Genomic DNA, 8,332 nt, shown 5'->3' with positions numbered 1-8,332 from the left:
GCACCACCTCCGAGGTCGTGCGGGCCCGCCGACGTGCCGGGTGTGGTCCGGTCAGCCCGCCGGGAGGGGCGGGATGACCTCGGAGGGCACGGTGGTCGGGGTGTACCGCTGCGGCGCGGCCGCGGTCGGGACCAGCCCCTTGTGGATGGCCTTGGCGATGCCCTGGATGGTGGCCACGCCGTAGTCCATGGAGGCGTTGTCCTGGGTCAGCACCGACAGGTAGTAGTCGTTGCCGCCACCCTGGAAGGCGCCGACGCTGTGGACCCGCCAGCCGTTCGTGGCCCGGGGCAGCCAGCCGTTCTTCACGTGCACCTTCACCGTGGAGGGCGCCCCGGCCGGGGTGCCCCAGCGCTGCGAGGCCACGACCTTGTTCATCAGCTTCAGCGCGTAGGCCCGCGCGTTGTCGCTGAGCACGGTGTTCTTCGCGGTGAGGAGGGACAGCAGCTTCTGCTCGTCCTGGACGTTGATCTGCGTCAGGCCCCAGTAGCCGCCCGAGCCCGGCACCGTCTTGGTCATGCCGGCGGCCGTCAGGAAGCCCTTGACCTTGGTGACCCCGAGCTGGCGCCAGAGCGCGCTGGTGGAGTCGTTGTCCGACTTGGTGATCATGGCGGTGGTGAGGTCGACCTCGCGCTGCGTCAGGTAGCGGTTGGTCTTCTTGGCGTCCCACAGCAGGGTGGCCAGCACCGTCACCTTCACCACGCTCGCCGAGTCGTACGAGGTCGTGGTCCGGAAGGAGCAGGTCGTCTTGGTCTTCCGGTCGTACAGCCCGACGGCCACGGAACCCTTGCGGTTCTTCATCGCGGCCGTGATGTCCTTCGTGAGCTTCGCCGCGAGGCCCGCCTTGGCAGAGGTGCACACGACCTGGGGCGTGGCGGCGGCCGCGGGTCCCGCGGCGGTCACCAGCGGTACGAGCACTCCGGCGGCGACACCCGCCGAGAGCACACGGGCACGCCGGGATATCCGGTGGTTCATGGAAGCTTCCCATCCCCTTGTTCGGTCGAGCACGCCCCCGCGTGCTCCACCGACATGACTCCGCCCGGACCCGAATGGTTGTAGCCGTTACGCAAACGTGTTCAAGAGGTTCCGGAGAGCCGGGATCCCCTTCGCGGGCGGCGTCGGTGGACCCTTCCCGAGCCCGGAACGGCCTCCGGAACGGCGTCCGCCCCGACGGCCGGGGGAGCGGCGGGCGGGGCGGTGGGCGGGGTCGCGGACGGTGCGGAGGGCACGGGACCGCGCGGCCGGTGGGGGCCGGAAGAAGGCGGGGCCCCCGTCCCCGTGGGGGCACAGGGACGAGGGCCATCTGACCTCGCCACCGGGGGTAGTGGGAAGGTCATCGCCGTCACAGGATTACATGAATTTCAGCCAAACGGCAGGGCGTTAGGCCGAAATTCATAGGGCATGCGCATTCCCTTCCGGCCGCTCCCGCGGAAGGGAATCCTCCGCAGGGTCCCCGTGCTTCCCCTCCGTGACCGGGAGGTTTTCCGGTGGCCGAGCATCCGTTTCCCCACCCGTCCCGGAGGCGCCCTTGCCCGCCCCCGCGGGCACGGCCGAAAGTGGTCGGTGCGGTCGCGCTCCGGCGGCCGGGCATGAGGCGGAGCCGTAGCATGGCGCCGGAACGGACCGTTTCGTTTCGGTGGGGCCGCGGCCCGACCGAGGGGAGGGCACATGTACGACCTGAGCGGGCTCCGGGCCGGTGCGCTCTGCGCGGGACTGGCCACCGCCGTCCTGCTGGGGGTCTCGTTCACCTCGCAGGAGGGCGGCGGAAGCCGCATCCGCCTGGTGGACCGGGTCGGGGACACGGCGTCGGTGCTGATCAGGGGGATCGGCGCGGACGGTCGGGTGGTGGACGTGTGCTGGCGCACCCCGGGCGAGGAGGCCTACGTCCACGACACCTGGTGGCGCGGGGAGGTGGAGCTCCGCTTCTTCACGGCGGAGGACTGTTCCCGCGAGAGCGAGTCCGGTGCCGTCCTGGAGGACCTCTCCGTGGTCCGGGACGGCGGCTGGACCACCGTCACCTCCAGCTGACGCCCGCGCCGGGCCGACGGGATCCGGCCGTTCCTTCCGGTGCCGCCCGGAATCCCGCCGGCCCGCGGAGCGCGCCCCGCCGCCTCAGCGGAAGAGCATCGAGGCACCGCCCGCGGGGGTGGTGACCGAGCCCGGGCAGAGGAAGCTGCCCGAGGTCTTGGTGGCGGTGAAGGCGCGGTTCAGATAGGTGCGGGTGCCGGTCTGTCGGTCCCACACGATGCCGGAGGCCCGGTACCGGCAGGAGATGAAGCTCTGCTTGCCGGTGATGTCGATGGCGTCGGTGCGGGCCGTGCCGGCGGCGTCGTCGAAGGTGAAGACCGGGTTGTTGTCCAGTGTGGCCGTGATCCCGCCGGTACAGGAGAGGTTCCCGCCGGGCCGGTTGACGGTGGTGCGGTCCACGCTGAGGGCGCCGGGCGGCAGCGCGCTGGTGGACGCGCCGGTCCAGGTGCAGGTGCTGCCCGAGACCAGGATGGTCCCGTCGAGCTTCTGGTCGGCGGCGGGGCCGGCGGCGCCCGCGGGGGCGCCGGTGCCCAAGGCCACCGCGGAGACCGCGGCGAGCAGGACCGCGCCGAGCCGGGAGTTCCTGCGCATGTCGTTCCTCCTTGGCATGTGCTGCGAGGGGGGCGGTCCGGGGTCGCGGCGGCCCGCGCGGCGGGCCCGCGGCCGCTTCCGGACCGGGCTGCGACGGGAGAGTGACACAAGGACCTTGAAGTGTCATGCACAAGTCAATGCCTGGCTTGAAGAGGCCCGCGGGTGCCTCCGTCGGGAGGCCTCAGGCCTTGCGCACCACGGCGGACTTGAGCTGCATCGCGCCGAACCCCTCGATCCGGCAGTCGATGTCGTGGCCGTCCACCCCGTCCACGAGACGGATGTTGCGGACCTTGGTCCCGGCCTTGATCCCGCCCGGACTCCCCTTCACCTTCAGGGTCCTGACCACGGTGACCGTGTCCCCGTCGGCGAGCACGTTGCCCACCGAGTCCCTGATCACGCGCTCGCCCGGCTCCGAGGACTCGGGGGCGGACCCGCCGGCGCCCCATTCGTGCCCGCACTCCGGGCAGACCAGCAGGGCGCCCATCGGGTAGGTGAACGTGCCGGCGCACTCCGGGCAGGGCGGAAGGGTGTTTTCGGTCATCCCGCGAGGATACGGCAGGTTTTGCCGGGTCCGGGGTCGGCGGTCGACCGGCGGTCGACGGGCGGTTTCGGGGGCGGGTGCGGCCGACCACCGGCGGGCCCGCGCGGCTCCGGGATAGCGTCGGTGCCATGCCTGAACCGCGCCTGACCACGGCCTCCTACCTCGTCCTCGGCATCATCGACGGACTGGGCGGGGCCAGTCCGTACGACGTCAAGGTGGAGGCCGCCCGGACCGTCGCACCCTTCTGGTCGGTGCCCCACGCCCAGGTGTACGCGCACTGCGACCGCCTGGTGAAGGCGGGCATGGTGACGGAGACGCGCGAGGCGGGCGGCCGCAACCGGCGCCAGCTGAACCTCACCGAGGCCGGCCGGAGCGCCCTCGCCGACTGGCTGGCCGACCCCGCCTTCACCCCGGTGGAGGCCCGCGAACACGGCATCCTCAAGCTGTGGTTCGGCGCCGACCCCCGCCTGCTGGCGCCCGTGCAGCTCGCCGAACACCGCCGCATCCTCGCGGAGTACGGGGAGCTCTCCGACACGGTGGGCGAGCAGCTCACCCCCGGCCAGCAGGGCGCCCTGGAGTTCGGCATCCGCTACGAGCGGATGATGACCGACTTCTGGGAGTGGGCCGCCGCCCGCGAGGGCTGACCGGCCCCGGAGCCGTCCGGGGCGGCAACTCCGGTTACCCGTCGGTCATGTGGTGGTTCCCGACCGGTTGACCCCGGCCGCGCCCGGCCCTACCTTCGCGATAGTCCAAACATGACTATCGTCGGTCGGTCGTCGAGGCGTGGGGGGAACCATGGCGAAGTTCCGGGAACGCGGCGGCCGGGGGCGGGCCGTCGTCATCGTGGTCCTGGCCCTGGGCGTGGCCTACGCGCCCGTGGCCATGACCGAGCTGTGGCCCTACGCCCGTCCGGGCGCCCCGGCGGTGGGGGAGTGGCTGCTCGGACGGGTGGTCTCGCCGGAGTACGTGCGCGAGGCCCTGGAGACGCGGATCGGCCCCTACGGCCGTAGCCTGCTGCCGCTGATCGTGCACTCGGTCCTCGGCGGGCTGTTGATGCTCCTCGGACCGCTCCAATTGGTCACGGCCGTCCGCCGTCGGGTCCGCCCGCACCGGGCGGCCGGGTTCCTCTTCGCCCTCACGGTCTACGCGGCCATGGCGGCGGCCGCCGTGTACCTGGTCCGCACCCCGCCCGCGGACGCCTTCAGCGGTGCCGCCTTCTGGGTCGCCCTCACCGCCATCCTGGTGGGCACCGTCCTGAGCGTGACCCTCGGCATCCTGACCGCCCTCGCGGGCCTGCCCGCGCTCCACCAGCGTTGGATGCTGCTCTGCTATGGCTTCCTGATGACGGCGCCGCTGCTGCGCCTCGAATGGGGCGTGCTGCCGCTCCTGCTGCCGGGGGTCCCGATGGAGGAGGTCAACCGGATCGCGACCATGCACCTGGGCTCCCTGGTCGTCCTCGGGGCGCTGGTGGCCTCCCGGGCCCTGGAGGGCCGTGCCGGGGCGGCCGGCCTCGGCGCGCCGCGCGGCACTTGGGTCCCCGGCCCGCTCCTGGTGGTCGCCCACCTGCTGGGCGCCGCAGGTCTGGTGGCGATCGGCCGCGTCCTGTCGGAGTCCGGCGCGCCGGGCCGTCGGCTGCTCGCCGGGTACCTGGTCCCGTACCTGCTCACCCACGCCCTGATGGTGCTCCGGCACCGACGGGCCGGACGGGAGGGCCGGGCCGGGGCCCGGGAGGAGTGGCGGCTCCACCTCACGGCCCTGTGCCTGGCGCCCGTGTTCTCCTGCGCCGCGGCCCTCCTGCTCGAAGGTCCGGTGGGGCTTGATCGGACGACGGCGTGGGCCGCGGGCGCGGGCATCGGCTGCGGGGTGCTCGCCGTCACGGCCACCTGGGTGCTGAGCCTGCGGGTCCTGAGCGAGCGGCGCCGGGAGCGCTGCGGGGCTGCCGCGCCCGGCGCCGTTCCGGGCCCGGTGGCCGCCGATCCGGGGGCGCCCGCGTCCGTGGCGTGAGGCACCACCGTGCTCCCGCAACGGCGCCCGTGGGAAGTCGGGTTGCAAAGTTTTCACAAGTCCCGACCTATTGGTCCAGACCTGTTGACGGGGGCGGAGAGGGCGCAATAGATTCCCGGCCACGCGGCAGTCACCGCACGCCCCGGCCCACCGTCCCGCCCCGCGAACGGGAGCCGTGGGCCCGGCGGCTGCGGTACCAGCACCTCCCCCCACGGCGGCACGCCCAGCGCTGCGCGCACCGCCCGCCCGTGCCGCGCCCCACTTCCTGGAGGTTCTCCCTTGCGAACCCGCCACCGCACCGGCGCCGCCCGTCCCCGCACCGGTACCCGCACCCGCCTGGTGTCCGTGCTCGGAGCGAGCCTGCTCGGCGCCGCCGCCGTGCTGCACGCCCCCGCCCCGGCCTTCGGGGCGAACGTCCTGACCAACGGCGACTTCGAGAGCGGCAGCCTCTCCGGCTGGTCCTGTAGCGGCGGACTCGGCTCCGTGGTCGGCTCCCCCGTGCACGGGGGCACCAAGGCCCTCGCCGGAGCGGCCGGCGCCGCCGACAACGCCAAGTGCACCCAGACGGTCGCCGTCCAGCCCAACACCGCCTACACGCTCAGCGGATGGGTCCGCGGCAACTACGTCTACCTCGGTGTCACCGGTGCCTCCTCCGCCTGGACGCCCTCGGCCGCCGGCTACCAGAAGCTCAGCGTCTCCTTCACCACCGGAGCCTCGCAGACCAGCGCCGAGATCTACGTCAACGGCTGGTACGGGCAGGGCACCTACTACGCCGACGACATCAGCCTCGACGGCCCCGGCGGGCCCGGCCCGGTGGACACCCAGCCGCCGACCGCCCCGACCGCGCTCACCGCCGCGGGCAAGACCTCCTCCAGCGTCTCCCTGACCTGGAACGCCGCCACCGACAACACCGGCGTCACCTCCTACGAGGTCTACCAGGGCACGGTCAAGGCGGCCACGGTCACCGGAACCTCCGCCACCGTCACCGGTCTGACCGCGAACACCCCGTACACCTTCACCGTGCGGGCCCGGGACGCCGCCGGGAACACCTCCCCGGCCTCCGGTCCGGTCACCGTGACCACGGACCCCACCGGCAACCCGCCCCCCGGCTTCAAGCAGGCCGCGCCCTACCTCTACCTGGGCTGGGGCAACCCGCCGAGCGCGACCACGGTCATGAACGCCACCGGGGTGAAGTGGTTCACCATGGCCTTCATCCTCTCCTCCGGCGGCTGCAACCCGGCCTGGGACGGCCAGCGCCCGCTGACCGGCGGCGTGGACCAGAGCACCATCAACGCCATCCGGGCCGCGGGCGGGGACATCGTGCCCTCCATCGGCGGCTGGCAGGGCAACAAGCTCGGCCCCAACTGCTCCTCGGCGGCCGCCCTCGCCGGCGCCTACCAGAAGGTCATCGACGCCTACGGCCTCAAGGCCATCGACGTGGACATCGAGAACACCGACGAGTTCGAGAACGCCGTGGTCCAGGACCGCGTCCTCGGCGCCCTGAAGATCGTCAAGCAGAACAACCCCGGCATCAAGACGATCCTGACCTTCGGCACCAGCACCAGCGGCCCGACCAGCTGGGGCAACCGCCTCATCGAGCAGGCGAAGGCCCTGGACGCGGGCATCGACGTCTTCACGATCATGCCCTTCGACTTCGGCAACGCCTCCACGGACATGTACGCGAGCACCGTCAGCGCCACCGAGGGCCTGAAGACCAAGCTCAAGTCGGTCTTCGGCTGGAACGACGCCACCGCCTACTCCCACATCGGCATCTCCGGCATGAACGGCGTCAGTGACACGGGGGAGACCACCACCGTGAAGAACTGGACCGACATCCGGGACTGGGCCAACGCCCGGCACATCGCCCGGCTGGCCTTCTGGTCCGTCAACCGCGACCGCGGCTGCCCCGGCGGCGGCCTCCAGGAGACCTGCTCCGGAATCGCCCAGTCCGACTGGGAGTTCACCCGGATCACCGCCGGATTCACCGGCTGACCCGACCCACCGCGCGCGGCCCGGCCCCCTTTCCGGGGGTCGGCCGCGCCCGTGTTCAGCCCAGCTCCGCCAGCAGCTCCCGTTCGCGGGCGGCGCTCAGCCCCGCCCGCCGCTCCCGGTCCAGGCCCGCGGACCGCTCCCACTCCAGGGCCCCGCCGATCAGCTCGGCCCGCGGCCGGTGCCGCAGCCCGGCCGCCGCGGCCGCCGCGCCCGTCCGGGAACAGAACCCCTCGTAGTCGGGGTCGGCGGTCCACAGGGCAAGCGACTCCGGACCCATGAACTGCGCCACCTCGTGCTCCAACAGCCATTCCGAGGCGGCGCGCACCACCGGGCCGGTGTGTCCGCCGAGCCGCCGGGACAGCTCCACCCACTCACCGAAGGGCACGATCGGGCCCACCGCGTCGTAGGTGCCGGTGGTGCCCCGCTCCGCGCAGTCCAGCAGCCAGTCCGCCAGGTCGCGTACGTCCACCGCCTGGGTGTCCAGCCCCGGGGTGTCGGGCACCAGCAGCGGGGCCTCCGGCTCCCGGGCGGAACGCGCCGCCCAGTACCCGGTGCGGCCCGTGTGGTCACCGGGGCCCCCGATCAGGCCCGCCCGGGCGATCAACAGCCGGTCCCCCACGGCCGCCCGCGAGAGCTCCTCGCAGGCCACCTTCGCCTCGCCGTATTCCTCGCGCTCCACGGAGCGCTTCGCGGTGGCGGGCAGCAGCGCCGCCGACTCGTCGGCCCCGGGCACGGCCTGGGAGGCGTACGCGCTCACCGAGGACACGTACGTCCAGTGCTTCGCCCGGCCGCCGAGCGCGGCCAGCGCCCCGTCCACGAACCCGGGCTGCCAGGACACCTCCACCACGGCGTCCCAGTCCCGGTCCGTCAGGGCGGCGTACGCCCCCTCCGCGGACCGGTCCGCGGCCACCAGCTCGGCGCCCTCGGCCACCGCTCCGCTCTCCCCGCGGGCGAGGCAGGTGACGCGGTGCCCGCGTTCCAGTGCCCGCTCCGCGATCTCCCTGCCCAGCCAGGCCGTTCCGCCCAGAATCAAGATCTCCATGGGGTCACTGAAACACGGCCGGTCCGCGCCGCGGGGGGCCGCTTCACCGTCAGCGGAAGTCTTCGCCCGAGAGCGGAACCCGGAACCGGGGGACGCGCGCCGCCCTGGGGGCGGGCCCCCGGTGCGCGTACCGGGTA

The 8,332-nt window shown here is 73.1% G+C and carries 8 protein-coding genes; 4 read left to right on the top strand and 4 right to left on the bottom strand.

What is annotated here, in order from left to right:
- Window positions 1-51: 51 nt before the first annotated feature.
- Window positions 52-972, bottom strand: coding sequence for a serine hydrolase (locus ABTZ17_RS34955; RefSeq protein WP_352199838.1), 921 nt, complete (start codon window positions 970-972; stop codon window positions 52-54).
- A gap of 693 nt (window positions 973-1,665) precedes the next feature.
- Here ABTZ17_RS34955 and ABTZ17_RS34950 point away from each other — a divergent pair.
- On the top strand, window positions 1,666-2,025 hold the full coding sequence (locus tag ABTZ17_RS34950; protein ID WP_352199837.1) for a hypothetical protein: 360 nt from the start codon (window positions 1,666-1,668) through the stop codon (window positions 2,023-2,025).
- A gap of 84 nt (window positions 2,026-2,109) precedes the next feature.
- Here the strand turns inward: ABTZ17_RS34950 and ABTZ17_RS34945 are convergent, their stop codons facing one another.
- Complete coding sequence (locus ABTZ17_RS34945) at window positions 2,110-2,616, bottom strand: hypothetical protein (protein WP_352199836.1); 507 nt, start codon at window positions 2,614-2,616, stop codon at window positions 2,110-2,112.
- Window positions 2,617-2,797: 181 nt separating this feature from the next.
- Window positions 2,798-3,157, bottom strand: a complete 360-nt coding sequence (locus ABTZ17_RS34940) for a zinc ribbon domain-containing protein YjdM (RefSeq protein ID WP_352199835.1) — start codon at window positions 3,155-3,157, stop codon at window positions 2,798-2,800.
- Window positions 3,158-3,285: 128 nt separating this feature from the next.
- On the opposite strand from ABTZ17_RS34940, the gene ABTZ17_RS34935 reads away from it, so the two are divergent.
- The 3 genes from ABTZ17_RS34935 to ABTZ17_RS34925 all read left to right on the top strand — a co-directional run bounded on the left by ABTZ17_RS34935 (window position 3,286) and on the right by ABTZ17_RS34925 (window position 7,153).
- Window positions 3,286-3,801, top strand: a complete 516-nt coding sequence (locus ABTZ17_RS34935) for a PadR family transcriptional regulator (protein ID WP_352199834.1) — start codon at window positions 3,286-3,288, stop codon at window positions 3,799-3,801.
- Window positions 3,802-3,952: 151 nt separating this feature from the next.
- A complete protein-coding gene (locus ABTZ17_RS34930; protein WP_352199833.1) occupies window positions 3,953-5,161 on the top strand; it encodes a DUF2306 domain-containing protein in 1,209 nt (402 codons plus the stop codon).
- 339 nt (window positions 5,162-5,500) lie between these two features.
- Window positions 5,501-7,153: a chitinase gene (locus tag ABTZ17_RS34925; protein ID WP_502994965.1), complete on the top strand. Its 1,653-nt coding sequence runs from the start codon at window positions 5,501-5,503 to the stop codon at window positions 7,151-7,153.
- 55 nt (window positions 7,154-7,208) lie between these two features.
- Here the strand turns inward: ABTZ17_RS34925 and ABTZ17_RS34920 are convergent, their stop codons facing one another.
- Complete coding sequence (locus tag ABTZ17_RS34920; protein ID WP_352199831.1) at window positions 7,209-8,195, bottom strand: NAD-dependent epimerase/dehydratase family protein; 987 nt, start codon at window positions 8,193-8,195, stop codon at window positions 7,209-7,211.
- Window positions 8,196-8,332: the final 137 nt, after the last annotated feature.

Origin of the sequence: Streptomyces sp. NPDC097619, from assembly GCF_040302735.1 — a bacterium.
In the GTDB taxonomy this organism is placed as follows: domain Bacteria; phylum Actinomycetota; class Actinomycetes; order Streptomycetales; family Streptomycetaceae; genus Streptomyces.
The sequence above is the reverse complement of the archived record's forward strand: the minus strand, read 5'-3'. Positions and strand labels throughout refer to the sequence as shown.